This window comes from Rhodococcus sp. 14-2483-1-1 (assembly GCF_002259335.1).
Taxonomy (GTDB): Bacteria; Actinomycetota; Actinomycetes; order Mycobacteriales; family Mycobacteriaceae; genus Rhodococcoides.
On record NZ_NPFX01000015.1, the window covers coordinates 56,099 to 80,987 of the forward strand.

General features: G+C 64.4%; 16 protein-coding genes. 11 read left to right on the forward strand and 5 right to left on the reverse strand.

What is annotated here, in order from left to right; translation table 11 throughout:
• The first annotated feature begins 19 nt into the window (after positions 1 to 19).
• From CH294_RS15640 to CH294_RS15660, 5 genes are all read left to right on the forward strand, one after another.
• The gene (locus tag CH294_RS15640) at positions 20 to 1,282 is read left to right on the forward strand and encodes an MCE family protein (RefSeq protein WP_094609535.1); all 1,263 of its coding nucleotides are present in this window, start codon (positions 20 to 22) and stop codon (positions 1,280 to 1,282) included.
• Entirely contained in the window at positions 1,279 to 2,526 is a 1,248-nt protein-coding gene (locus CH294_RS15645; protein WP_032401938.1) for an MlaD family protein, read from the forward strand. Before CH294_RS15640 ends, CH294_RS15645 begins: the two co-directional genes overlap by 4 nt.
• 83 nt (positions 2,527 to 2,609) lie before the next feature.
• Positions 2,610 to 3,299 (forward strand): hypothetical protein, encoded by a 690-nt coding sequence (locus CH294_RS15650; RefSeq protein ID WP_032380469.1) that lies wholly within the window; start codon positions 2,610 to 2,612, stop codon positions 3,297 to 3,299.
• A 74-nt stretch (positions 3,300 to 3,373) separates the two neighbouring features.
• A complete protein-coding gene (locus CH294_RS15655; RefSeq protein ID WP_094738456.1) occupies positions 3,374 to 4,318 on the forward strand; it encodes a hypothetical protein in 945 nt (314 codons plus the stop codon).
• Positions 4,319 to 4,559: 241 nt separating this feature from the next.
• Positions 4,560 to 7,136: an aminotransferase class III-fold pyridoxal phosphate-dependent enzyme gene (locus tag CH294_RS15660; RefSeq protein ID WP_094738545.1), complete on the forward strand. Its 2,577-nt coding sequence runs from the start codon at positions 4,560 to 4,562 to the stop codon at positions 7,134 to 7,136.
• On the opposite strand, the gene CH294_RS15665 is transcribed toward CH294_RS15660, so the two are convergent.
• Positions 7,130 to 9,316: an MMPL family transporter gene (locus CH294_RS15665; RefSeq protein WP_094738457.1), complete on the reverse strand. Its 2,187-nt coding sequence runs from the start codon at positions 9,314 to 9,316 to the stop codon at positions 7,130 to 7,132. The genes CH294_RS15660 and CH294_RS15665 overlap by 7 nt on opposite strands.
• Positions 9,317 to 10,017: 701 nt before the next feature.
• On the opposite strand from CH294_RS15665, the gene rpoB reads away from it, so the two are divergent.
• From rpoB to CH294_RS15680, 3 genes are all read left to right on the forward strand, one after another.
• On the forward strand, positions 10,018 to 13,524 hold the full coding sequence (gene rpoB, locus CH294_RS15670) for a DNA-directed RNA polymerase subunit beta (RefSeq protein ID WP_032380471.1): 3,507 nt from the start codon (positions 10,018 to 10,020) through the stop codon (positions 13,522 to 13,524).
• 96 nt (positions 13,525 to 13,620) lie between these two features.
• Positions 13,621 to 17,577: a DNA-directed RNA polymerase subunit beta' gene (locus CH294_RS15675; RefSeq protein ID WP_032401941.1), complete on the forward strand. Its 3,957-nt coding sequence runs from the start codon at positions 13,621 to 13,623 to the stop codon at positions 17,575 to 17,577.
• Between the two features lie 194 nt (positions 17,578 to 17,771).
• On the forward strand, positions 17,772 to 18,134 hold the full coding sequence (locus tag CH294_RS15680; RefSeq protein ID WP_249305315.1) for a VOC family protein: 363 nt from the start codon (positions 17,772 to 17,774) through the stop codon (positions 18,132 to 18,134).
• Between the two features lie 4 nt (positions 18,135 to 18,138).
• On the opposite strand, the gene CH294_RS15685 is transcribed toward CH294_RS15680, so the two are convergent.
• Positions 18,139 to 18,510: a nuclear transport factor 2 family protein gene (locus tag CH294_RS15685; RefSeq protein WP_094738459.1), complete on the reverse strand. Its 372-nt coding sequence runs from the start codon at positions 18,508 to 18,510 to the stop codon at positions 18,139 to 18,141.
• A 74-nt stretch (positions 18,511 to 18,584) separates the two neighbouring features.
• Here CH294_RS15685 and CH294_RS15690 point away from each other — a divergent pair, with 74 nt between their 5' ends.
• Positions 18,585 to 19,082 carry a MarR family winged helix-turn-helix transcriptional regulator gene (locus tag CH294_RS15690; protein ID WP_094738460.1) on the forward strand — a complete coding sequence of 166 codons (498 nt, stop codon included), beginning with the start codon at positions 18,585 to 18,587 and terminating at the stop codon, positions 19,080 to 19,082.
• Between the two features lie 49 nt (positions 19,083 to 19,131).
• Here the strand turns inward: CH294_RS15690 and CH294_RS15695 are convergent, their stop codons facing one another.
• Positions 19,132 to 19,554 (reverse strand): VOC family protein, encoded by a 423-nt coding sequence (locus tag CH294_RS15695; RefSeq protein ID WP_094738546.1) that lies wholly within the window; start codon positions 19,552 to 19,554, stop codon positions 19,132 to 19,134.
• Between the two features lie 64 nt (positions 19,555 to 19,618).
• Complete coding sequence (locus CH294_RS15700; protein ID WP_094738461.1) at positions 19,619 to 21,004, reverse strand: MFS transporter; 1,386 nt, start codon at positions 21,002 to 21,004, stop codon at positions 19,619 to 19,621.
• A gap of 67 nt (positions 21,005 to 21,071) precedes the next feature.
• On the opposite strand from CH294_RS15700, the gene soxR reads away from it, so the two are divergent.
• Positions 21,072 to 21,509: a redox-sensitive transcriptional activator SoxR gene (soxR, locus tag CH294_RS15705; RefSeq protein ID WP_170944751.1), complete on the forward strand. Its 438-nt coding sequence runs from the start codon at positions 21,072 to 21,074 to the stop codon at positions 21,507 to 21,509.
• Between the two features lie 73 nt (positions 21,510 to 21,582).
• Positions 21,583 to 23,196 carry an alkaline phosphatase D family protein gene (locus CH294_RS15710; RefSeq protein ID WP_094738463.1) on the forward strand — a complete coding sequence of 538 codons (1,614 nt, stop codon included), beginning with the start codon at positions 21,583 to 21,585 and terminating at the stop codon, positions 23,194 to 23,196.
• 9 nt (positions 23,197 to 23,205) lie between these two features.
• Here the strand turns inward: CH294_RS15710 and CH294_RS15715 are convergent, their stop codons facing one another.
• Positions 23,206 to 24,807 (reverse strand): GMC oxidoreductase, encoded by a 1,602-nt coding sequence (locus CH294_RS15715; RefSeq protein WP_230592381.1) that lies wholly within the window; start codon positions 24,805 to 24,807, stop codon positions 23,206 to 23,208.
• Positions 24,808 to 24,889 lie beyond the last annotated feature (82 nt).

Genomic DNA, 24,889 nt, shown 5'->3' on the forward strand with positions numbered 1-24,889 from the left:
GAATCGGAATCGAGCTCGCGTGAAGCGTTCGTTGTCCCTCGGCGCAGGACTGTGCGTGGTGGCCCTGTCTGCCGGTGCGTGCTCGTCGGCAGGCATCTACGCCATCCCGCTACCGGGTGGTGCCGATGTCGGAGACAACCCGTTCAACCTGACGGTGCAGTTCGACGATGTGCTGGACCTCGTCCCGCAGTCGACCGTCAAGGTCGATGGTGTGGCCGTCGGCCGCGTCGACACGATCACGGTTCCGAACGACGGTTGGACCGCCGACGTCAACGTCATCCTGAACTCCGACGTCGACCTGCCGGCCAACGCGATCGCGTCGGTCCAGCAGACCAACCTGCTCGGCGAGAAGTTCGTGCAGCTGTCCGCGCCTCCGGGTGACGAGGAAGCCGCGCGTTTGCAGGACGGTGCCACGATCCCGCTCGATCGAACTCGCCACGCCACCGATATCGAACAGGTCCTCGGTGCGCTCTCGCTGCTGCTCAACGGCGGAGGCGTCGGTCAGCTCTCGCCCATCGTCAAGGAACTGAGTACGGCGTTCGACGGTCGGGAAGGTAAGACCAAAGAGCTTCTGCAGCAGGCGAACACGCTGATCGATGGACTCAATCAGCAGCGTGACGACATCACCCGTGCCATCGACGGTCTCGACACGCTCAGCGGGCGCGTCAACTCGCAGACCGACAAGATCGACGGGGTGCTCAAGGACCTGCCGATCGCCACCGACGTTCTCGAGCAGCAGCGACCGCAGCTGACGGAGATGCTCGGTGCGCTCGATCGTCTCGGCTCGGTCGGCACCGATGTCATCAACCGATCCAAGGACGATCTGATCGCAGACCTGCGGGCGCTACGTCCCACGCTGCAGGCACTGGCCGATTCGGCGGACGACGTGGTGACGTCGCTGTCGGTGATCCCCACACTGCCGTTCGCCGACGGCACGGAGAAGATCATCGAGGGCAACTCGGCCAACCTGTTCCTGTCGCTGGACCTGTCGATCGGAACGGCGCTTCGCAACTTCGGTGTGGGCGAGGGAGATCCGGTCTACGTTCAGCCGAAGTACGGCAATACGCTCCCCGTCGTCGATCCGTCCAATCCGTACTACAACGGAAACGGACCGCGTCCGGGCTGGCCCACGATCTCGTTGCTGCCGTTGCCGCCGATCATCCCGTCACCGGTTCCCGGACCGGGTGCACCGAGCGGTCAGGCCGCCGGGGCAGAGCCTGCGCCGCTGACCCCGTTGGCCCCGTTGAATGATCTGCTCGAACAGTTCGGAGTTGGCCAGTGAGATCGAAGCTCGTTCGGTACCAGTTGGTGGTATTCGTCGTGATCGCCCTCGTCGGGTTGATCTTCGTCGGCGGAAAGTACGTTCGTCTGGACAACATGCTCGGGTTCGGGCAGTACAAGGTGGCGCTCAATCTCGCCGATTCCGGTGGAATCTTCACCAACGCGGAGGTCACGTACCGCGGGGTGCCGGTGGGTACCGTCGGTGGCTTGCAGTTGACACCGGACGGTGTCCAGGTGGAGCTCAAGCTCGACAACGGCGGTCCCGACATCCCGTCCGACACGAAGGCCGTCGTGGCGAACAGGTCCGCGATCGGCGAGCAGTACGTCGACCTTCAGCCGCAGACCGATCAAGGACCGTTTCTGGTCGACGGTTCTCAGATCGCGGCCGCCGACACCTCGACACCCGTTCCGGTGGAGGACGTGCTGGCCAACACCAACACGTTGGTGAGGTCGGTACCGCTGGAGAACTTGACCAAGGTCGTCAACGAGCTCGGCGTGGCGTTCGACGGCAAGGGCAACGACCTGCAATCGCTCGTCGACTCGCTCGGCAACATCTCCGAGGCGGGCAACGAGGCACTGCCGCAGACGCTGGCTTTGGTGCGCGACGCGGTGCCGGTGCTCGACACACAGTCCGAGCAGTCGGATCTGATCCGCGAGTTCAGTACCAGCTTGGATCAGGTGACGGCTCAGCTGAAGTCCAGCGATCCCGACATCCGTCGGCTCATCGACACCGGAACCGCTGCGGGTGATCAGCTCGGTGGTCTGATCACCGATGCCGGTCCGGCCTTGACGACCGACATCAACAACCTTGCGCTGGTCGCCGCTCAGGCCGAGCCGCGGTATCTCGCTCTGCGGCCGTTCCTGACATTCCTGCCTGCGCTCGGTGCCGGTATCTCCACCATCGTCCCGAACGACGGCACGATCCATCAGGGTCTGCTGCTCGAGGTCAACAACCCGCCGCCCTGCACGGTTGGCTACGAGGGCTCGCAGGCGATCCTGGACGAAGAGAAGCGGAAGAACCCGAACTTCGACCCGACCCGAGAGAACTACCCGCTGAACCTCGACGCGAACTGTGCAACGCCACAGGGCAGCGTGACGGGCGTTCGCAGCGCGAACCGAATCGTCTTTGCCGATCCGGACGTGCCGCAGCCGTGGGACCTCAACCCCAAGGTCGATCCCGAGAAGCTCAACCTCAACCCCATCGCCACCCAGTTGGCACCGCTCATCGGCGTCACGCCGAAGTAGCGACATCGGAAGAACTGCTGCTCAGCACTATCGTCGGGCCGAGAGTGGTTCGGCCGGATATTACCGAGTAGTAGGGTGAAATTGTGAACTCGAGCACCGAAGCCCTGGAGTCCCCAGCGACTCCAGGGCAGAACAAGACAGCGAAAATTCTTCTTGCCGTCGTCACGGTGATCGCCGTGGCTGCTCTCGCAGCGGCAGTGTTCTTCGGCTACGGCTGGGGCACGGCGTTGTTCAGCCAGAAGCCGACGGAAGATACTCGCGACTCTGCCCTCACCGGTGCCCAGCAGGCGGCGGTCAACCTGAACACGGTCGACGCCGCCAACATCGATCAGTCGTTCGACAACATGAAGTCGTCCATCACCGGTGACTTGATGCTCAACGACCTCGAGCAGACGCGTTCGGGTATCACCGATCAGGTCCGTCAGTCCGGTGCCAAGAGTGAGGCCGAGGTGTTGCATGCCGCGGTGACCGAGCTCAGTACCGACGAGAACACCGCCGAGGCTCTCGTAGTCATCAAGACGACTACGACGTGGCCCGACCGCGTCGAGCGAAGCAAGCTCACGATGCGACTGGCCATGGAAGAGGTCGACGGGGTGTGGAAGACCAACAAGGTCGACCCCATCGGTTCGCGGATCTCGTTGGACAACCCCAACACCAATCCCGTCATCCCGAGCGAACCGGGTGCTACCGACCCGAATGCAGCAGACCCGAATGCGGCTACCCCCAGCGCGGAAGCGACGCCGGCCCCACAGCCGGATTCCGGTGGCAACTGACGTTCCCCGGGCAGTGTCTTTTCCGTCTGTAGTGCAGTGAGTTTCAGTGCAGTGAGTTTCGAAGGAGTTCTGTAGTGCCTCCCCAGCGTCGCAAGATCGTCCCACCCACCACCACCAGCAAGGTGCGCCGCAAGGTGGCCGGCACCGGTAAGCCCGCAGCGTCCGACGCGGGTTCGACCACCGCGGAGGGTTCGGACACGACCGAGACGACCGCGATCACAACGCCGGCACCCAGCACCCCTGCGCCCGACAAGACGGTTGCCGACAAGACGGTTGCCGACAAGACGGTTGCCGACAAGACGGTTGCCGACAAGACGGTTGCCGACGAGACTGCGGCCGACAAGACCGTTGCCGACAAGAGCGCGACTTCGAAGCCCTCATTGGCCAAGGCTGCCACCAAGCCCGACGCCACCAAGCCCGACGCGACCAAGTCCGACGCTACCGAGAAGGCCGCCACTCCGCTGGACTCCGTGACGTCAGGGGCTTCCGACGCGGACGCGGACCAGGCTGTCACCTCGCGCAAGGCGTCGGGTATCGGTTACAAGCACGTGATCGTCGTCGCGATCATCGCCGTGGTGCTCGGTGCATTCGCTGCTGTTGCGGCGTTCAAGCCGTTCGCCACGATCGACAATGCTGCCTGGGTCGATTCTGCAGCCACCCAGGAAGTCACCGCGGCGGCGACCGACGCGCTTCAGACTCTGTACACGTACAAGGCCGATACGATCGATGCCGATTTCGATGCTGCCCGTGCGGTGCTCAATCAGTCGATGCTCGATGAGTTCAACTCCACCGCGGACACAACCAAATCCGCTGTGGTGCAAACGAAAACGGGAACCGAGGCCATGGTTACCGACATCGGCGTCTCGCGGCTGGAGGACGACAAGGCCGAGTTGATCGCCAACGTGAACATCAGTGCCACGCAGGACGGTGTGGCGTCGGGTAGTGCCGAGGGCCCGCTGACGGTCAACATGGAGAAGGTCGACGGCACCTGGAAGCTGTCGGCCATCGACGACCAGTAGTACCGGTACCCGCTGGCCCCGCTCAGGGATTCGGCCCCGCTCTTCGATTCAGCCCCGTTCGACGCAGAAACTCTGCTCGAACGGGGCTTTTTCGTGCGTTGTGTACTCATCTGTCGCATGCGCACGACCGGATTACCATCGCGTTTGCGTCCTGGCTTGGGACGAGCCCTGGTTGTTCGGGACAACCATTTCGACGCTCGACAGCCAGGGATGGATCCGATGAAAACGGAGCATGCTGGTCATGACTGACACAACTATCGATCTATCCGTGCTGGAATCGAGGTCCGGTCGCTCGGGCTTCGCCGAGAACGTCAATCCCGAACTGTACCGATTGTTGTCCGCCCTCGATCTGGATCGCGAGTACGTGCGCGGCGACGGGACCGTCTTGTTCGACGCCTCGGGCCGACGTTATCTCGATTTCGCCGGTGCGTACGGGGCACTTCCGTTCGGGCACGGCCCCACGCCGATCTGGCAGGCGATCAACGATGTTCGGTGCAGTGGAGAGGCAATTTTCGTGCAGCCCTCGGTGCTGACGGCAGCGGGTGAACTGGCAGATCGGTTGGGGCGCATCGCACCCGACGGGTTGACGCGAACGACGTTCGTCAACAGTGGTGCCGAGGCCACCGAGGTTGCGCTCAAGCTCGCGCGAGCGCACACCGGACGACTGGGAGTGTTGACCACCGGCAACAGTTTCCACGGCAAGACGCTCGGCGCGCTGTCTGCGACCGGAAACATCAAGTACCAGAGTGGATTCGGGGCACCGGTGGCCGGGTTCGATCACATCGCCTTCGGCGACGCGGATGCACTCGATGCGGCCCTGACGGCCGCGCCGAATCACTATGCGGTCTTTCTCGTGGAACCGATTCAGGGTGAGGGCGGAGTGGTGTGTCCGCCCGACGGCTATCTGCGGCGTGTGCGGGATGTCTGTGATCGGCACGGTGTGCTCCTCGCGTTCGACGAGGTGCAGACCGGGCTCGGCCGGACCGGGCGGATGTTCGCCGCGGAACACGAGGGGGTGGTGCCCGACATTCTGACCGTGGCGAAGGCGCTCGGTGGCGGCATAGTGCCGGTGGGTGCGGTGTTGTGTGCGCCGAAGCTGGTGGACGAGAGCTTCGCACTTCGTCACACGTCGACGTTCGCGGGCAACGCGCTGGCGGCTCGGGTGGGCATCGCAGTCATCGACGAGCTCACGAGGGACGACTGCGCGGTGGTGACAAACGCGGCCGTGCTCGGTCGGGAGTTGACGAAGGATCTCGGTGCGTTGGCCGAGAAGTATCCGTCCGTGGTCACCGACGTTCGCGGATGCGGCTTGTTGCTCGGAATCGAGCTGACTGCGGACGTGAACTTCGTGGGGCGTCAGTCGCTGCTGGGTTCGATTGCCGAGCAACACAATCTGACTGCGGTGATCTGCTCCTACCTGCTCAATGTCGAAGGGATCCGGGTTGCTCCTACGCTGTTCGGTACCAGGGTGATTCGGATCGAGCCACCGCTGACGGTGTCGGCGGCGCAGTGTGCACGTCTGGTGGCCGCGTTGGATCGCGCGCTGGGCTACGCGGCGGTAGGTGACCTGGACGGATTGTTCGGGCACCTGCTGGGTCGCCCGACCGTCGGCACCCCACCCTCGCTCACCGCACTACGTCCGGGCCGCGCCCCCGATATCGCCGTGCGCTCCACGGATCGCCGGTTCGCGTTCATCGCGCACCCTTTGGATCTGGGGTTCTTCGCCGCCTTCGATCCTGCGCTCGAGGTGTTCGATCATTCCGAACGACAGGATCTGCTTCGCCGGTTCGCTGCATCGACGTCCGAGCTCGACCCCGCGTCGTTCGTCATCGGCAGTGGCCGGGTCGTCGGGGGAGGGGACGCGACGGCACACGGTGACCTGATCGGGCTGCCCTACACCTCGGAGCAGTTGCTGCATCTGCCGACCGAGCAGGCGCTGCGGGTGGTGGGCGGTGCGGTCGAACTCGCGATCTCGCGCGGCGCGACGGTAGTGGGGTTGGGCGGCTACTCGTCGGTGATCACCGGGAACGGGTTGGGTCTCGGGGCAACGTCTCGGCCTATCACCACCGGCAACACGTTCACCGCCGCGGCGAGTCTGCGGGCTGTCCGACGCGTGTGCCGCGAACGAGGAATCGACGTCGCGCAGGCCCGGGTGACGATTCTCGGTGCTGCCGGTGCCATCGGGCGGACCATCGGCAAGCAGCTGGCCGGCGAGGTCGGCAGTATCGCTCTGGTCGGTCGGCAGGGTGAGAGCTCGGTCATCGCGCCGAAGTTGTGGGCGGCGGCGCAGGAAATGGTGGCGAGTGCGACGGGCGGATCCGGCTCAGGGGATCTCGCCGGTGCTGCACTCGAGATGCATGGTGACCTGGATGATCTGATCAGGTCCGGGCACATCGAGTTCTTCACCGATCCCGTTGCTGCGGTGCAAGATTCGTTGATCGTGATTGCGGCGACGTCGGCACCGCACGCACTGATCGACCCGACCGATCTGATGGACGGTGCCATCGTCTGCGATGTTGCGCAGCCGCCGAACATCGGCCGCGATGTGCGCGGTGAGCGGCCGGACGTGACGGTGTTCGACGGCGGCATCGTGCGGGTGCCGTCGGGTTCGGATTTCGGTTTGACCTACGGGTTGGCTCCGGGTCTGACGTATGCCTGCATGGCCGAGACGATGCTGATCGCGTTGTCGGGTGAGTTCGACCTCCGCAGCATCGGCACCAGTCTCGACGGAGACAGCGTCGAACGGTTGGGTGAGCTGGCCGACGTCCACGGGTTCGCGCTCGCCGAGGCCACCCGATGGCGCGAAGGTAGTCAGTAGTCGGCTGGGGCCGGAGTTCCCGGAACCTCGTGGACTCCGGCCCCGTCCTGACCGGCCCCGCCCTGCCTGGTCTCCGTCGATCGTTTTGGGGTGGGATGGAGCCACCAGTTCGCATTTCCCATCAGCGTGACGAGGGCGGGCACGAGCATCATCCGCACGATGGTGGCGTCGATGACGAGACCGACGATGATGCCGATGCCCACGAGTCGCATCATCGACAGTTCGGACAACGAGAAGAACGCGGTGACGCTGATGAGCAGCAGCGCAGCGGCCGTCACGATGCGTCCGGTGCGAGCGGCCCCGATGCGGACTGCGTCTGCGGTGGTGGCTCCGTTGTCGTGTGCCTCGACGATGCGTGAGAGCAGGAAGATCTCGTAGTCGGTGGAGAGGCCGAATACGACGGCCATGACGAGGATGCTCATCGTGGACTGCAAAGGGCCGGCAGTGACGCCGATCAGCCCGCTGCCGTGGCCGTCGTGAAAGATCCAGGTGAGCACACCGAAAGTGGCCGCCAGGCTGACCATCGCCATGGCAATTGCCTTGAGGCTGAGCACGATCGAGCGAAATGCCAGTGTCGTCATCGTGAAAGTGGCCAGCACCATGATGGCCAACATCCACGGAATGGTGGCGTAGATCGCGTCTATGCCGTCCTCGCTCTGCGCGGTGGTGCCGCCCACTCTCAGCGTGGTCCCGGCCGGAGCGGGGATCGATCGAATCGCATCGACTGTCGCCAGTGCGGCCGGGGTGCGATCGGCCGAGGTCATGATGGCATCGACGACGGTCAGATTGTCGGCGGTGCCGCTGGGAAATGCTGCCGCGACTCCGTCCGCGCGGCCGATGGCGTCCGTGACTTCTGCGACCGCGGCAGGGCTCGGCGGTGCATCGGTGACCGATTCGACGACGACGGTGACGCCGCTGTTGGCGAGCGTGAATTCGGTGATCAGCTTCTGCGTGGCGATCCGGGCGGGCGAGTCCGGGGGCAGACCGGTGTGGTCGAGGTCGCCCAGAGCTACGCCGGAGATGGGCGCGCTGAGCACGGCCAGCACACCGATGATGGCACCGGCGACGAGGACGGGCCTGCGCATCACGCGGTCTGCCACCGTGCCCCAGAACTTCTGCGCCCGTGCCTCGCCGCGGTCGATTGCACCCTTGCGCCAGCTCAGCGAATCGATGCGGGGGCCGAGGAGGACGAGTGCGGCGGGGAGGGCGGTCAGCGAGATCACGGCGGCGACGGCCACTGCCGCCATGCCGCCGAAGCCCAGCGAGCGGATCATCGCCTGCGGGAAGATGAGCATTCCGACGAACCCGCAGATCAACAGCAGTGCCGAGAACGCCACGGTTCGGCCGGCGGTGGACATCGTGCGGCGTACCGCGTCCGCCGTTCCGCGCCCGTTGCGCAACTCCTCGCGGAACCGGGTGATCACGAACAGGCTGTAGTCGACTGCCATTCCGAGTCCGACGAGGGACGCGATATTGGTCGCGAACACCGACACTTCGGAGACACTGTTCACTGCTCGCAGCACGGCCAGGGACGCCAGCACGCTCAGTCCGCCGATCACCAACGGAGTTCCTGCGGCGACGAGTCCGCCGAAGACGATCAGGAGCAGAACCAGCAGAATCGGGAAGGTGATGGTCTCGGCTCGCACCAGATCTGCGCTCGCCTGCTCGTTGTACGCGTCGACGACGGCCGAGAATCCACCGAACTGCACGGTCACGCCATCGATCGTCAACTCCCCGCGCAGGTCCTGGTAGGACTTGACGCGCTTGTCCTCGTCGCCGGTCAGCGTCAGCACCGCGAGGGCAGAGTTCCCGTTCGACGATCGCAGGCCCGAAGCAAAGGCGTCGGGCACCGTCCAGTAGGTGACGGGGTCGCGGGCCAGCACTCCCGCGTCGATACCGGCGAGGCTCGCGCCCACGGTATCGGCAATCTCGTCGACCGTTCGTCCGTCCGTCGGGGTGTAGACCACCGCGACGTCCGCAACATCGCGGCCGAACCGGGATTCGACGAGAGCGTCGACCTTCGCCGACTCGCTGCCGGGGTCGCTGTAGCCACCGAGGCTGAGTTCGTCGACGACGCCCAGGCCCCAGGTTCCGGCGAGCAGAACGGTCGCAACCACGACGGCCAGGACCCAGCGGGCACGGGCAACGAGCAAGTCGACGACGGGCGAACCCCTGGTCACGCGGGACTACCGAAGGCTCGACACCTGCATCCGGCGTCGACCACTACCACCGTAATCATGTTGTCCCCCCGCGAGACGTGATGTGAGTGCTCCGTGAATATGCCTGTGGCACAGAGGAGATCTGTCACGCGGCGAACCCGATCACCTGACGACGCCACCCCCGGTTGCGACAGAAGAAATACAAGCAGAAGCCGCGCTCGATTGCCATAGCGGCGGCGGATTCACTCGGACCTCTTGACGAAGGAAGACGCAGGGTTCACTCTTGTCGTGAAGGAGCACCCCCGTGGTGGCGACCGCACACGATCGTTCACCACAGCTTTCTGTTCGCCGCAGCTGTTCGTCATCGGTTGCAGGCCCGTATGTCGTCCGCTCGGCGGGCGCTCTCGATCGGGTCGCGGCGAGGAAGGTCGACACGCTGCTGCCGACTCGGCGCGCGAACGGACCTCGGGTGCTACTTTTGATGCCCCCGTTGCGCTGTGCGCACATTTGGGGTACCTTTGGACGTTGCGCTGGCTGCCTCCTGTCCACCTCTCGATCACTGTTACCCGAAAGCACGTTTTCGGGCCGCTGTGATGGGGATTCGGTCTGGTTGCGACCAGCCGAAATTCGCCCCACATATAGCAAACAGATACAGCGGCGGTCGCCATGTCGTGTCAGCTGACAGGTCCTGTCAGTCGACGGAACGGCGCGACCCGCGTGAGGTGCTGGAAGGACGCATCTTGGCAGTCTCTAGCCAGACCAAGGCAGTTGTCGGAACACCGGGAGCCCCGAGGAGGGTTTCGTTCGCGAACATTCGCGAGCCGTTGGAGGTACCCGGTCTCCTCGATGTACAGACGGATTCGTTCGAATGGCTGGTAGGTGCGCAGAGTTGGCGCGACCGTGCCGCCGCCCGCGGAGACAGTGGTGTCTCCGGCGGACTCGAGGACATCCTGACCGAGCTCTCTCCGATCGAGGACTTCTCGGGCTCTATGTCGCTTTCCTTCTCCGACCCACGATTCGACGAGGTCAAGGCCTCGACCGATGAGTGCAAGGACAAGGACATGACGTACGCAGCTCCGCTGTTCGTCACCGCCGAGTTCATCAACAACAACACCGGCGAGATCAAGAGCCAGACGGTCTTCATGGGTGATTTCCCGATGATGACCGACAAGGGCACCTTCATCATCAACGGCACCGAGCGTGTCGTCGTCTCGCAGCTGGTGCGTTCTCCGGGCGTCTATTTCGACCATTCGATCGACAAGACCACCGAGAAGGACCTGCACAGCGTCAAGGTCATTCCCGGCCGCGGTGCTTGGCTCGAGTTCGACGTCGACAAGCGCGACACCGTCGGTGTCCGCATCGACCGCAAGCGTCGCCAGCCCGTCACGGTGCTGCTGAAGGCTCTCGGCTGGTCCACCGAGCAGATCACGGAGCGCTTCGGCTTCTCCGAGATCCTCATGGCCACGCTGGAGAAGGACAACACCGCCGGTACCGACGAGGCTCTCCTCGACATCTACCGCAAGCTGCGTCCAGGCGAGCCGCCGACCAAGGAGTCGGCGCAGACCCTGCTGGAGAACCTGTTCTTCAAGGACAAGCGTTACGACCTCGCTCGCGTGGGTCGCTACAAGATCAACAAGAAGCTCGGCCTCAACTCGGGTCAGCCCATCGTGGCGTCGACCCTCACCGAGGAAGACATCGTCGCGACCATCGAGTACCTGGTGCGTCTGCACGCAGGTGAGACCTCGATGACCGCACCCGAGGGCGTCGAGGTTCCCGTCGAGGTCGACGACATCGACCACTTCGGCAACCGTCGTCTGCGTACCGTGGGCGAGCTCATCCAGAACCAGATCCGCGTGGGCCTGTCCCGCATGGAGCGCGTCGTGCGCGAACGTATGACGACTCAGGACGTCGAGGCGATCACGCCGCAGACCCTGATCAACATCCGTCCCGTCGTCGCTGCGATCAAGGAGTTCTTCGGAACCTCCCAGCTCTCGCAGTTCATGGACCAGAACAACCCGCTGTCGGGTCTGACGCACAAGCGTCGCCTGTCGGCACTGGGACCCGGCGGTCTCTCTCGTGAGCGCGCCGGCCTCGAGGTCCGCGACGTGCACCCCTCGCACTACGGCCGCATGTGCCCCATCGAGACCCCGGAAGGCCCGAACATCGGCCTGATCGGATCGCTCTCGGTGTACGCACGCGTCAACCCGTTCGGCTTCATCGAGACCCCGTACCGCAAGGTCGTCGACGGCAAGGTGACCGACGATGTCGATTACCTGACCGCTGACGAGGAGGATCGCCACACGCTCGCGCAGGCGAACTCTCCGGTCGACGATTCGGGTCACTTCATCGAAGAGAAGATTCTCGTCCGTCGTAAGGGTGGAGAGGTCGAGTTCGTCTCGTCCGACGACATCGACTACATGGACGTCTCGCCTCGTCAGATGGTGTCCGTCGCCACCGCGATGATTCCGTTCCTCGAGCACGACGATGCAAACCGTGCCCTGATGGGCGCGAACATGCAGCGTCAGGCTGTCCCGCTGGTTCGCAGCGAGGCTCCGATCGTCGGTACCGGCATGGAGTTGCGTGCCGCTGTCGACGCCGGTGACGTCGTCATCACCGAGAAGACCGGTGTGGTCGAAGAGGTCTCCGCCGACTACGTCACGGTCATGGCCGACGACGGATCGCGCAAGACCTACCGGATGCGCAAGTTCGCGCGTTCCAACCAGGGCACCTGCGCCAACCAGCGTCCGATCGTGGACGAGGGACAGCGCGTGGAGTCCGGCCAGGTCCTCGCCGACGGCCCCTGCACCGAGAACGGTGAGATGGCACTCGGCAAGAACCTGCTGCTGGCGATCATGCCGTGGGAGGGCCACAACTACGAGGACGCGATCATCCTGTCGCAGCGCCTCGTGGAAGAGGACGTTCTCACCTCGATCCACATCGAGGAGCACGAGATCGATGCTCGCGACACCAAGCTCGGTGCCGAAGAGATCACTCGCGACATCCCGAACGTCTCCGACGAGGTCCTCGCAGACCTCGACGAGCGCGGCATCATCCGTATCGGTGCCGAGGTTCGTGACGGCGACGTGCTGGTCGGAAAGGTCACGCCGAAGGGCGAGACCGAGCTGACCCCCGAAGAGCGCCTGCTGCGCGCCATCTTCGGTGAGAAGGCTCGCGAAGTTCGCGACACCTCGCTCAAGGTTCCGCACGGCGAGAACGGAAAGGTCATCGGCATCCGCGTCTTCTCGCGCGACGACGACGACGATCTGCCTCCCGGCGTCAACGAGCTGGTCCGCGTCTACGTGGCTCAGAAGCGAAAGATCCAGGACGGCGACAAGCTCGCCGGCCGTCACGGCAACAAGGGCGTCATCGGCAAGATCCTCCCGCAGGAGGACATGCCGTTCCTGCCCGACGGCACCCCGATCGACATCATCCTCAACACCCACGGTGTTCCGCGTCGTATGAACATCGGTCAGGTCCTCGAGACCCACCTGGGTTGGATCGGCAAGACCGGTTGGAACGTGCAGATCGCCGCGGACGGCAGCAAGCCCGATTGGGCCGAACGCCTGCCCGAGGAGATGCTGGCGGCTCCGGCCGACAGCAACATCGCCACCCCGGTGTTCGACGGTGCCAAGGAGAATCAGCTCGCCGGCTTGCTGGAGAGCACGATTCCGAACCGCGACGGCGAGCAGATGGTCGGATCCGACGGAAAGGCCACGTTGTTCGACGGCCGCTCCGGCGAGCCGTTCCCGTACCCGGTGTCGGTGGGCTACATGTACATCATCAAGCTGCACCACTTGGTCGACGACAAGATCCACGCTCGTTCGACCGGGCCGTACTCGATGATCACGCAGCAGCCCCTCGGTGGTAAGGCTCAGTTCGGTGGACAGCGCTTCGGTGAGATGGAGTGCTGGGCCATGCAGGCCTACGGTGCCGCGTACACGCTGCAGGAGCTTCTCACCATCAAGTCGGACGACGTTGTCGGCCGCGTGAAGGTGTACGAGGCGATCGTCAAGGGCGAGAACATCCCGGAGCCCGGTATCCCCGAGTCCTTCAAGGTGCTCCTCAAGGAGCTCCAGTCGCTGTGCCTCAACGTGGAGGTGCTGTCCTCGGACGGTGCTGCCATCACGATGGCCGACGGTGACGACGAAGACCTCGAGCGTGCCGCAGCCAACCTGGGAATCAACCTCTCCCGCAACGAAGCTGCCACGGTCGACGACCTCGCTCAGTAGTTCTGTGGTCTGCCGGATCCGCCCAGTGCGGATCCGGCAGGCGTTTCTCTCATTTGCTCTTCCAGCACAACACCCATAACGGGGAAAGGAAGTTACGTGCTCGACGTCAACTTCTTCGATGAACTTCGCATTGGCCTTGCCACTGCGGACGACATCCGTCAGTGGTCCTACGGCGAGGTCAAGAAGCCGGAGACCATCAACTACCGCACGCTCAAGCCCGAGAAGGACGGCCTCTTCTGCGAGAAGATCTTCGGCCCCACTCGGGACTGGGAGTGCTACTGCGGCAAGTACAAGCGCGTCCGCTTCAAGGGCATCATCTGTGAGCGCTGTGGCGTCGAGGTCACTCGCGCCAAGGTGCGTCGTGAGCGCATGGGCCACATCGAACTGGCCGCTCCGGTCACGCACATCTGGTACTTCAAGGGTGTGCCGTCGCGTCTGGGCTACCTGCTCGACCTGGCTCCGAAGGATCTCGAGAAGATCATCTACTTCGCTGCCTACGTCATCACCACGGTCGACGACGAGCTCCGTCACAACGAGCTCTCGACGCTCGAGGCCGAGATGGAGGTCGAGAAGAAGGCCGTCGCAGATCAGCGCGACGCCGATCTCGAGGCTCGTGCGCAGAAGCTCGAAGCCGACATCGCCGAGCTCGAAGCAGAGGGTGCCAAGTCCGACGTGCGTCGCAAGGTCAAGGACGGCGGCGAGCGCGAGATGCGTCAGCTCCGTGACCGCGCGCAGCGTGAGCTCGATCGTCTCGAAGAGATCTGGACCACGTTCACCAAGCTTGCTCCCAAGCAGCTCATCGTCGACGAGCTCATCTACCGCGAGCTCATCGACCGGTACGGCGAGTACTTCACCGGTGCCATGGGTGCCGAGTCGATCCAGAAGCTCATGCAGACCTTCGACATCGATGCCGAGGCGGAATCTCTTCGCGAGACCATCCGCAGTGGCAAGGGTCAGAAGAAGCTGCGCGCGCTCAAGCGTCTGAAGGTCGTCGCTGCATTCCAGGCGGGCCGTAACTCGCCGATGGGCATGGTCCTGGACGCTGTCCCGGTCATCCCACCGGAGCTTCGTCCGATGGTGCAGCTCGACGGTGGCCGTTTCGCGACGTCCGACCTCAACGACCTGTACCGCCGCGTCATCAACCGCAACAACCGCCTCAAGCGTCTGATCGATCTCGGTGCACCCGAGATCATCGTCAACAACGAGAAGCGGATGCTGCAGGAGTCGGTCGACGCCCTGTTCGACAACGGTCGTCGTGGACGTCCGGTCACCGGACCGGGCAACCGTCCGCTGAAGTCGCTCTCCGACTTGCTCAAGGGCAAGCAGGGTCGATTCCGTCAGAACCTCCTCGGCAAGCGCGTCGACTACTCGGGCCGTTCGGTCATCGTCGTCGGCCCGCAGCTCAAGCTGCACCAGTGCGGTCTGCCGAAGCTGATGGCTCTCGAGCTGTTCAAGCCGTTCGTGATGAAGCGTCTGGTGGATCTGAACCACGCGCAGAACATCAAGTCGGCCAAGCGCATGGTCGAGCGTCAGCGTCCGCAGGTGTGGGACGTTCTCGAAGAGGTCATCGCCGAGCACCCCGTGCTGCTGAACCGTGCACCCACCCTGCACCGGTTGGGCATCCAGGCGTTCGAGCCGCAGCTCGTCGAGGGCAAGGCCATCCAGCTGCACCCGCTCGTGTGTGAGGCGTTCAACGCCGACTTCGACGGTGACCAGATGGCTGTCCACCTCCCGCTGTCCGCCGAGGCTCAGGCCGAGGCACGCGTGTTGATGCTGTCGTCGAACAACATCCTCTCGCCGGCATCGGGCCGTCCGCTCGCCATGCCGCGTCTGGACATGGTGACGGGTCTGTACCACCTGACGCGTCTCGATGCCGGTGCTGTCGGCGAGCGCGCCGACGCCAAGACCGATCACGCAGAGTTCGGGGCGTACTCCTCCCCGGCCGAGGCGCAGATGGCCGTCGACCGTGGATCGCTCACGGTGCAGTCGCAGATTCGGGTTCGTCTCACCACGCAGCGCCCGCCGCGTGAGATCGAGAACGAGCTGTTCCCCGAGGGCTGGAACCGTGGCGAGGCATGGACCGCGGAAACCACTCTGGGACGCGTGCTCTTCAACGAGCTGCTTCCGGCGGACTACCCGTTCGTCAACGAGCAGATGCCGAAGAAGCGTCAGTCGACCATCATCAACGATCTCGCCGAGCGTTACCCGATGATCGTCGTCGCGCAGACCGTCGACAAGCTCAAGGACGCAGGCTTCTACTGGGCCACGCGTTCGGGTGTCACCATCTCGATCTCCGACGTCCTCGTGCCGCCGGAGAAGCCGCAGATCATGGAGACCTTCGAGGCTCAGGCCGATCAGATCGAAAAGAAGTACCAGCGTGGCGCACTCGACAAGGTCGAGCGCAACTCCGCACTGGTCAAGATCTGGCAGGACGCAACCGAGCAGGTCGGTAAGGCCATGGAGGCCCACTTCCCCGACGACAACCCGATCCCGATGATCGTGAAGTCCGGCGCAGCCGGAAACATGACTCAGGTTCGCTCGCTCGCCGGCATGAAGGGCTTGGTGACGAACCCGAAGGGTGAGTTCATCCCGCGTCCGATCAAGTCTTCCTTCAAGGAAGGCCTGACGGTCCTCGAGTACTTCATCAACACGCACGGTGCTCGTAAGGGTCTGGCCGACACGGCGCTTCGTACCGCCGACTCGGGCTACCTGACGCGTCGTCTGGTCGACGTCTCGCAGGACGTCATCGTTCGGGAAACCGACTGTGGCACCGAGCGCGGCATCGTCACGACGATCGCCGAGAAGACCGCCGACGGCAAGATGATCCGCGACGCTCACGTCGAGACCAGCACGTACGCCCGCACCTTGGCGAACGACGCTGTCGACGAGAACGGCACGGTCATCGTCGCTCGCGGACACGATCTCGGTGACCCGGCCATCGACGCGCTGCTCGCTGCGGGCATCACGTCGGTCAAGGTTCGCTCGGTGCTCACCTGCACCACCGGAACCGGCGTCTGCGCCACTTGCTACGGCCGCTCGATGGCCACCGGCAAGCTGGTCGACATCGGTGAGGCCGTCGGTATCGTTGCCGCACAGTCCATCGGTGAGCCCGGAACCCAGCTGACCATGCGTACCTTCCACCAGGGTGGTGTCGCCGGAGATGACATCACCGGTGGTCTGCCTCGCGTGCAGGAGCTGTTCGAGGCACGTGTGCCGAAGGGCAAGGCTCCGATCGCGGACGTGTCGGGACGCATCCAGCTCGAGGACGGCGATCGTTTCTACAAGATCACCATCGTCCCGGACGACGGCGGCGAAGAGGTTGTCTACGACAAGCTCTCCAAGCGTCAGCGTCTGCGCGTCTTCAAGCACGACGACGGCACCGAGCGCCTTCTGGCGGACGGTGACCACGTCGAGGTCGGCCAGCAGCTCATGGAAGGTGCTGCCGATCCGCACGAGGTTCTGCGTGTGATGGGTCCCCGTCAGGTGCAGATCCACCTCGTCAACGAGGTCCAGGAGGTGTACCGGTCGCAGGGTGTGTCGATTCACGACAAGCACATCGAGACGATCGTGCGCCAGATGCTCCGTCGCGTGACGATCATCGACAGCGGCTCCACCGAATTCCTGCCCGGTTCACTCACCGAGCGCAGCGAATTCGAGTCGAGCAACCGTCGTGTCGTCTCCGAGGGTGGCGAGCCCGCAGCCGGACGTCCGGTCTTGATGGGTATCACCAAGGCGTCGCTGGCCACCGACTCGTGGCTGTCGGCAGCGTCCTTCCAGGAGACCACTCGTGTGCTCACCGATGCGGCGATCAACTGCCGCAGCGACAAGCTCATAGGTCTCAAGGAGAACGTCATCATCGGTAAGCTCATCCCGGCTGGTACCGGCATCAACCGGTACCGGAACATCACGGTGCAGCCGACCGAAGAGGCGCGTGCCGCGGCATACGCGGTGCCGTCGTACGACGATCAGTACTACAGCCCGGACGGCTTCGGCCAGGGAACCGGCGCTGCAGTGCCGCTCGACGACTACGGTTTCTCCAACGAATACCGCTAGAGCGACTTCGTCGCACGTGAGCAGAAATTCGTAGCCCACTACGAGTTTCCGCTCACGACGACAGAGCCTGCAGACACAAGCCCCGCATCGACTTCGGTCGGTGCGGGGCTTTGTTGTTGTGACTCTGGGAGCGATGAGTTTTCGATGCGCCTCGAGTCGTTACCGGTATGACCAACCAAACATCCAGCTCTATCGTGAACATCGGCGTGGCCATGTTCTCCGTGGCCGATCAGGATGCGGCTCTCGATTTCTACTCGCGTGTGCTCGGGTTCGAGGTTCGCGGTGATTCGCGTTTCGGCCCCGAGGGTGAGTACCGGTGGCTGGAGGTGGCACCGCCCGGTTCGACCGCGCGGCTCGCCCTCAACCCGCCGATGGGAGGCACGCCCGGCGGTGGGTCCATCGGTGTCGAGACAGCTGATGTCGCGTCCGAGCATGCGCGGCTCAGCGCCCTCGACGGCGTCGATCTCGACGACTTGATGGAAGAAGTGGACGGCGTACCGCCCATGTTTGCGCTGCGAGATCCCGACGGCAACGCGGTGTGGGTCGTACAAGCCTGACGGGTCAGCCGGGCTGTTTCTGATCGACGAACGTGTACAGCTCGGCGATCGTGCCGTCCTTGACGACGGCGAAGTCCTGGCCGGTGACGACGGCCGGGGCGTCGGGTGGTGAGAGTGCCCAGGAGATGCGGGCAACGTCGCCCAGCACGGCGGGTTCGACGGTGACGGAGAAGGACAGGCCTGCGGAGTCCGCGAGGAGCGCGGTGATGGCGTCGATGACGGCTTCGCGTCCGGTCGCGGTGTGCTCGGCGTCGTAGAACACCGCGTCCGGGTGGTACATGGATTCGATCAGCTCGCGTCGTCGTTCGGCGTCGGTGGCGTTGAACACCTCGACGACGTTGCGACGTACCAACTCGGCATGAGACGTGCGATCCATTTGTGCCCCTAAGGTTGGTTATCGGGGTCTACTGCGTCTGCACCCCGGATCAAGCATCTCAGAAAGAACATGACATGTCACGTAATCGGTCGATGGCCGACTCTCCCTGGCTGACGCCGTCCCAGGAATCGGCGTGGCGCGCCTACATGGGGCTGTCGCTGCAGATGACCTTCGAGATGAACCGCCAGCTGACCGAGGATCACGGTCTATCCCTGGCCGACTACTCGGTGCTCGTCGCGCTGGCGGACAGTCCCGATGGACGTCGCCGGGTGACCGACCTGGCCGCCGAGATCGGCTGGGAGCGCAGCAGGGCCTCCCATCACCTCGCCCGAATGTCCGCACGAGGTCTCACCGATCGCACGGTCTCGACTACCGACGCGCGCGCCACGGATGCCGTTCTCACCGAAGCGGGCAGAGCGGCTCTGGACGCGTCGGCAGCGGGTCACGTCGACGTGGTGCGTCGATTGTTCTTCGACGGGCTTGCACCCGACGAAGTCTCCACTCTCGAGTCGATTCTCACGCGTCTGCGTGACCACATCCGAATCAACGGGACACTGCCTCAACCGCAGTGACTGCCCCGACCGCAGCGACAACCTCCACCTCGGACTACGACAACGTCGTTCATCCGTGGTGACAGACAGCCTCGAGGTCTATGCCGTTGAGGTCCCGCACGAAAGATCCGTAGTACGTCGCGTGGTATTCGGGCTGTAGTCCTGGAGGTCGGAGCTCGATCGCTCCCGCCGACAGCGCTGCCGCGTGGAATCTATCGACCGTGGCGCGGTCCGGGGCACTGAACGCGAGATGGGTGTGCGGTCCGACAGTCGACCCCGGGGCGTCGACGATCCAGAAGAAGGGCTTCACTTCCTCCCAACCGAAGGCGATCATGGCGAGCTGGTTCGCCTCGGGGGTGTGCGGTACTCGCATGATCTCGGTGATCCCGAGCGGTGCGAGTGCGGCGCCGTAGAACTCGGCGCTGGCGGCGAGATCGGCGACGCCGATGTTGAGGTGGTCGATTTGAGATCCGGTGCGGTCGAGGTTCGTCATGCGTTCGAGTCTTGCCGAGATCACGGACGAGTTCGGTCCTGAATCGGATGGGGCCGCCCCGAACCTAAGCCCGCTGTGATCGCGCCGCCGCTGCCACGCCGATCAGTGCCACGGCTGCGAAGGTGAACAGCAGCAACTGAGCCGATCGCAGCGTCGACGATTCCCCGAGGTTCACCAGCACTCCCGCAAGGGCTGCGCCGAAAGCGTTGGCTATCAGTTGGACGGTATTGATGGCGGCCGAGGCTCGTGCGCCTTCACCCGGTTCGGTGACCGATGTCATGGCACCCACCGCCAGGTGCGGCCATGCGATTCCTATTCCTACTCCCGCAATGATCAGGCCCACCACCCATACGGTGATCAGGCCGGCACCTGCTCGATCGGTGAGAAACGTTGCCATGGTGCACAATCCGACAGCGACGAGTATCGGTCCGCCGATGACGATGCGTCGTACGATGCGCGGAGCCGTGGCCGACGCGCTCGGAATCTCGCCGAGAGTCCAGCCCAATGCCAGTGCAGCTCCGAGGAATCCGGCCGCCAACGGTGCCAATCCGGCAAGTCGTTGGCCGAACAGTGGGACGAACGTTTCCACCGTCGATGCAACGGCGAGGACGACGATGGTCAGGTACACCCATTTCAGGGACGACGCGCTGAAGGTCGACGGCGGGAGAACGCCGTACGGTGCGCGCCGGTCCGCTGCGACGAAGGCGATCAGCAGCAGCACTCCTGCCGCAACCATGGCTGCAGTGATCGCTAGACTCGGCATCACGCCGGCCACGCTCACCAGCATTGCGGCCGTGGTCAGCAGGGTCAGCGACCATGTCGGTACCGGGCTGGAGTCGGTGGGCTCGCTGGTGTGGGCGGGAAGCGCCTTGGGGACGAGGGTGGCCACCGCGAGTGCTGCGACGACGAGCACGCCGAAAGCCCACCGCCAGGCTTCGAATTGAGCGAATATGCCACCGATCGCCGGGCCTGCGAACGTTCCCACGCCCCACATGGCGGAGACCAGCGCAGCTCCGCGAGTCCAGAGATGCTGCGGCAGAGCTGCATTGATGACGGCATAACCGAGTCCGGCCAGTAGTCCACCTCCCGAACCCTGGATCGTTCGGCCCACCAGCAGGAGTTCCATCGTGGGGCTGACGGCGCACACAACGGTTCCGAGAGCGAAGATCGTCAGGCCGATGAGGTAGGCACCGCGAGGTCCGCGGGCAGCCAGAACGTTGCTGACCAGCATCGAAGAAATGACGGACGCTATCAGGAAAACCGTTGCGGTCCAGGCGTAGTAGCGTTGGCCGCCGATTTCGTCGATGGCCGTGGGCAGCAGGCTCGTGGTGAGATAGACGTTCGTGGCGTACAGCGCTACGCCGCCGGCGAGGACAGTTGCGGTGCCGACGTAGCGGGCGCTGAGCAACTGTCGCCAGGTTCCGGTCGTGGGTTCGGTGGAGGGGTGCATGTTGACGAAGGTTAAGATCTAAAGTGCACTTTAGGTCAAATCGATGGACCCGCTGGGAGGCAGCATGATCCGCATCAGCGATGAGCTGCTCTCGATCGGTGAGGTCGCGGTCAGAACCGGTGCCGCGGTGTCCGCGGTCCGGTACTACGAGACCCTCGGGCTCGTTCCCGCCGAGCGGACGGCCGGCAACGTACGGAAGTTCCCCCGTCACGCCATTCGGCGAATTTCGCTGATTCAGGTGGCGGTGCGGTTCGGAATACCGCTTTCCGAAGTGGCCGAGGTCTTTGCGTCCCTGCCGTCGGGCCGCACCCCGAACAAACGTGACTGGGCTAAGATCTCGGCGGCATGGAACCAGAGGCTGGAGGATCGCAAGCAGTCGATTGCGCGGATGCAGGAGGAACTGACCGGCTGCATCGGTTGTGGATGTCTTTCGCTCAGCAAGTGCACCTTGCTCAACCCCGGCGACGAGCTGGGCAAGGCGGGCCCAGGAGCTCGACGCATCTGAAGGCCGCATCGTGTTCACCTCTGTGTCGAGTCGATGACGGGCGCAGTTTGCCCGGGCACGACAGTCTCGACCAATGGTGAGACGGGGTAATGAGATTCGGATCGGTCAGGACATCTCCTTGCGGGCGGGGGCCACGCGCCGACAGTTTCTGACGTGGAGTGCGTTGGTAGGGGCGCTCGCCTTCACTCCTGGACTCGCGGGAACCACGGCGCACGCACAGTCCGTCGTGACCCCCGACTACCCCTTCCGTCTCGGCGTGGCCTCCGGGGATCCATTGCCCGATTCGGTGGTGCTGTGGACCAGGCTCGCCACCGATCCCTTTGCGCCGGTGGGCGGAATGACGCCTGGCGTGGTGCCGGTGCGGTGGCAGATTGCGGCCGACGAGCAATTCGCACACATGAGCCGTGAGGGCATCGAGCTCGCCACCGAGTTCGACGGCTGGTCGATTCACGTCGACGTCCGCGGGCTGGAGCCGGCCCGCGAATACTTCTATCGCTTCCTCGTCGGCCCACACGCGAGCCCGGTCGGACGTACCAAAACTGCGCCGGCAGTGGGTCAGTCGCTGAGCAAGCTCGATTTCGCCTGGGCGTCGTGCCAGAAATGGGAGGACGGGTTCTTCGGCGCTTACCAGGACTTGGCGGCCTCGAATCTCGACGTGGTGTTCTTTCTGGGCGACTACATATACGAGTACGCGATCAAGGACGAGGGTGCACGAAAGGGCGAGCCACGTACCGAGTCGGCGGCTCGAGAAACCATGGTGCTCAGCGACTATCGCGACCGATACGCGATGTACAAGGCAGACGAGAATCTGGCTGCCGCGCATGCGTCGGCACCGTTCGTCTCGACGTTCGACGACCATGAAGTGGACAACAACTGGGCCTCGCAGATCAGTCAGGACGACGACGATCCGCGAGAGTTCCTGTTGCGCAGAGCCGATGCGTTCAAGGCGTGGTGGGAGAACACTCCGGTGCGCGCAAATCTGAAGCCCGTCGGCCCGGACATGAAGGTCTATCGACGGTTCTCGTTCGGTGATCTGGTGGACTTCTCGGTACTGGACACCCGGCAGTACCGCAGCGATCAGGCGCACGGAGACGGCGAGCATGCTCAGGATGCCGAGACGGCCGATCCGTCGCGCACCATCACCGGTGCGGCACAGGAACAATGGATCCTCGACGGGTTCGCGTCACCGTCGAAGTGGAACTTTCTGGCGCACCAGACGGTCATCGCCGATCTCGCGCGGGGGCAGGGCAACGATCGCAAGGTCGGCATGGATCCATGGAGCGGGTACGAGGCCTCGCGTCATCGCATTCTCGACGGAGCCAGGGATCGCGGCACGAAGAACGTGGCGTCGATCGTCGGCGACATTCACCGCACGATCGTGTCGGAACTGCGTCGCGATTACCAGGATCAAGTGTCGCCGATCCAAGGTGTCGAGATCGCGACCACATCCATAGCGTCGGGCAAGGACGGTGCCGATGTCGACTCCACCGGAGCCGCCATCGCCGACGGTTCGCCGCATGTGAAGTACGGCAACGCTCGTCGCGGCTATCTTCGCAGCACGCTGACCAACACCGAATGGCGTTCGGAGGTAAGGGTTCTCGACCGCGTTTCCGAACCGGGCGCATCGGTGCGAACCGCAGCAACGGTCACCGTCCCCGAAGGCCGCCCCGACATTCAGCTGAGCTAGCGCCCGTTCTCAGCGCCCGTCGGCGATGATCTGTGCGACGTTGCGTTCGGCCAGTGCGGTGATGGTCAATGACGGGTTGGCCGCTCCGGTGCTTCCCGGGATCAGTGCACCGTCGACGACGTAGAGACCGGGGTGACCCTTCACGCGGCCGTAGTCGTCGGTGGCGTCGCCCAGTACCGCGCCGCCGAGGGGGTGGGCGGTGAAGGTGTCGTCGACGTCACGGGTGAACGGTTCGGCTGCAACGATGGTGCCGCCGGCCTGCGCCATCCGATTCTGCACTGCGCGTAGGGCTTCGACGGTGTCGCGGCTGCCACCCTTGGGCCAGTTCAGGGTCAATTTGTTTGCGGCGGAATCGAATCCGAAGTTTCCGCGCAGTGGGTCGATGGTCATGCCGAGGGATCCGATGAATCCGAGGTTCACGGGAACGCCTGGCACGTACCAGTTCTCGACGGTCAGGGGCAGCCCGGAGTCGTCGACGATGCGGGATGCGCAGGGCGCACCCTGCGGTCCGGCGGACATCGGCCCGAGCGACCTCGTCATCGAGGCGTCGCCGTTGGTACCCCAGCCGGTGCCGACGAACTCGTTGAGATTCGCCAGTGCTCCGGTGGTGCGGGCGCGCATCAGCAGTTCGGTGGTACCGATGGATCCGGCCCCGAGAACGAGGGTGTCGCAGGTGACGGTGCGAGTCTCGACGACGTTGCCGAATGGGTCGAGGCGTTCGATCTCGACGCGGTAGCGGCCGCCGGATTCGGTGCCGATCGCCGCGACGCGGTGGCTGTGACAGACGGCCGCGCGTCCGGTGGCCTCTGCCTGGGGGATGTAGTTCTGCGTCAGGTCGTGCTTGGCACCGTTGGAGTTGCCGAACGTGCTCGCGCCGACGGTCGCGGACGGCCGAGACCGGCCGGCGATCTCGTCGCGCACGACGTTCCAGTTCCAGTTTCCGTCGACCGCTTCCGGGGTGAATCCTGCCCGTCGGGCGTGATCGTCCCAGGTGCGCGAGTGCGCAAAGTTCGGGCTGTTGTACACGTCCTCGGGCATCGCCGACGGCCGGAGCATCGAACGGGCCTTGGGGTACCAGGTGGCGGCCATCTCGTCGTAGCTCAGGCGTCCGCCGAAGGAGAGGTCGAAGAATTTCTTGTCCGGTGCGATGGTCACACCGGTGTACACGATCGAGCCGCCGCCGACGGCCGCTCCGCGCCACACCGAGAGGTTCTCGTAGCGGGTGGTGTCGAGGACTCCGCCGAAGAGGTCGACCGGTCCGACGGGCATGCCGGTGATGTTGGTGAACGAGCTCTGCTGCCACAGACCGCGTCCGTCGGCGGTCATGTCGGCGGTGAAGATCTCGCGCCAGGGGTCTCGTGGCCAGCGCAGTCCGCGCTCGAGCACGGTCACCTGGGTGCCGGCCTGGGCCATACGCAGCGCGGCGGCGCTGGCACCGAATCCGGAGCCGACCACGATGACGGACGAGTGGTCCGGTGGGCGCGGCGGGTCCGCGAACAGTTCGGGAACGAGTGACCGGATTCGGTCGGCACCGAGGGGGAGTGCGCCGGCGGGGGCGGAACCCGGCAGGCCGGCGGAGCTCAGGGCCGGAGCGGCGGCAGCGCCGAGCATTCCGGCAGCGGCCAACCGCAGCAATTGCCTTCGGTTCACGGAAAGTCCCCCTACTTGACTCACGGACAGCGTTGTCGATTCT

Bases quoted from the DNA above. Each gene is read 5' to 3' on its own strand.
- CH294_RS15690 (WP_094738460.1), top strand. From the start codon at position 18,585: ATGTCACGTAATCGGTCGATGGCCGACTCTCCCTGGCTGACGCCGTCC.
- CH294_RS15715 (WP_230592381.1), bottom strand. From the start codon at position 24,807: ATGCTCGGCGCTGCCGCCGCTCCGGCCCTGAGCTCCGCCGGCCTGCCG.
- CH294_RS15685 (WP_094738459.1), bottom strand. From the start codon at position 18,510: ATGGATCGCACGTCTCATGCCGAGTTGGTACGTCGCAACGTCGTCGAG.
- CH294_RS15695 (WP_094738546.1), bottom strand. From the start codon at position 19,554: ATGACGAACCTCGACCGCACCGGATCTCAAATCGACCACCTCAACATC.
- CH294_RS15660 (WP_094738545.1), top strand. From the start codon at position 4,560: ATGACTGACACAACTATCGATCTATCCGTGCTGGAATCGAGGTCCGGT.
- CH294_RS15710 (WP_094738463.1), top strand. From the start codon at position 21,583: ATGGTGAGACGGGGTAATGAGATTCGGATCGGTCAGGACATCTCCTTG.
- CH294_RS15700 (WP_094738461.1), bottom strand. From the start codon at position 21,004: ATGCACCCCTCCACCGAACCCACGACCGGAACCTGGCGACAGTTGCTC.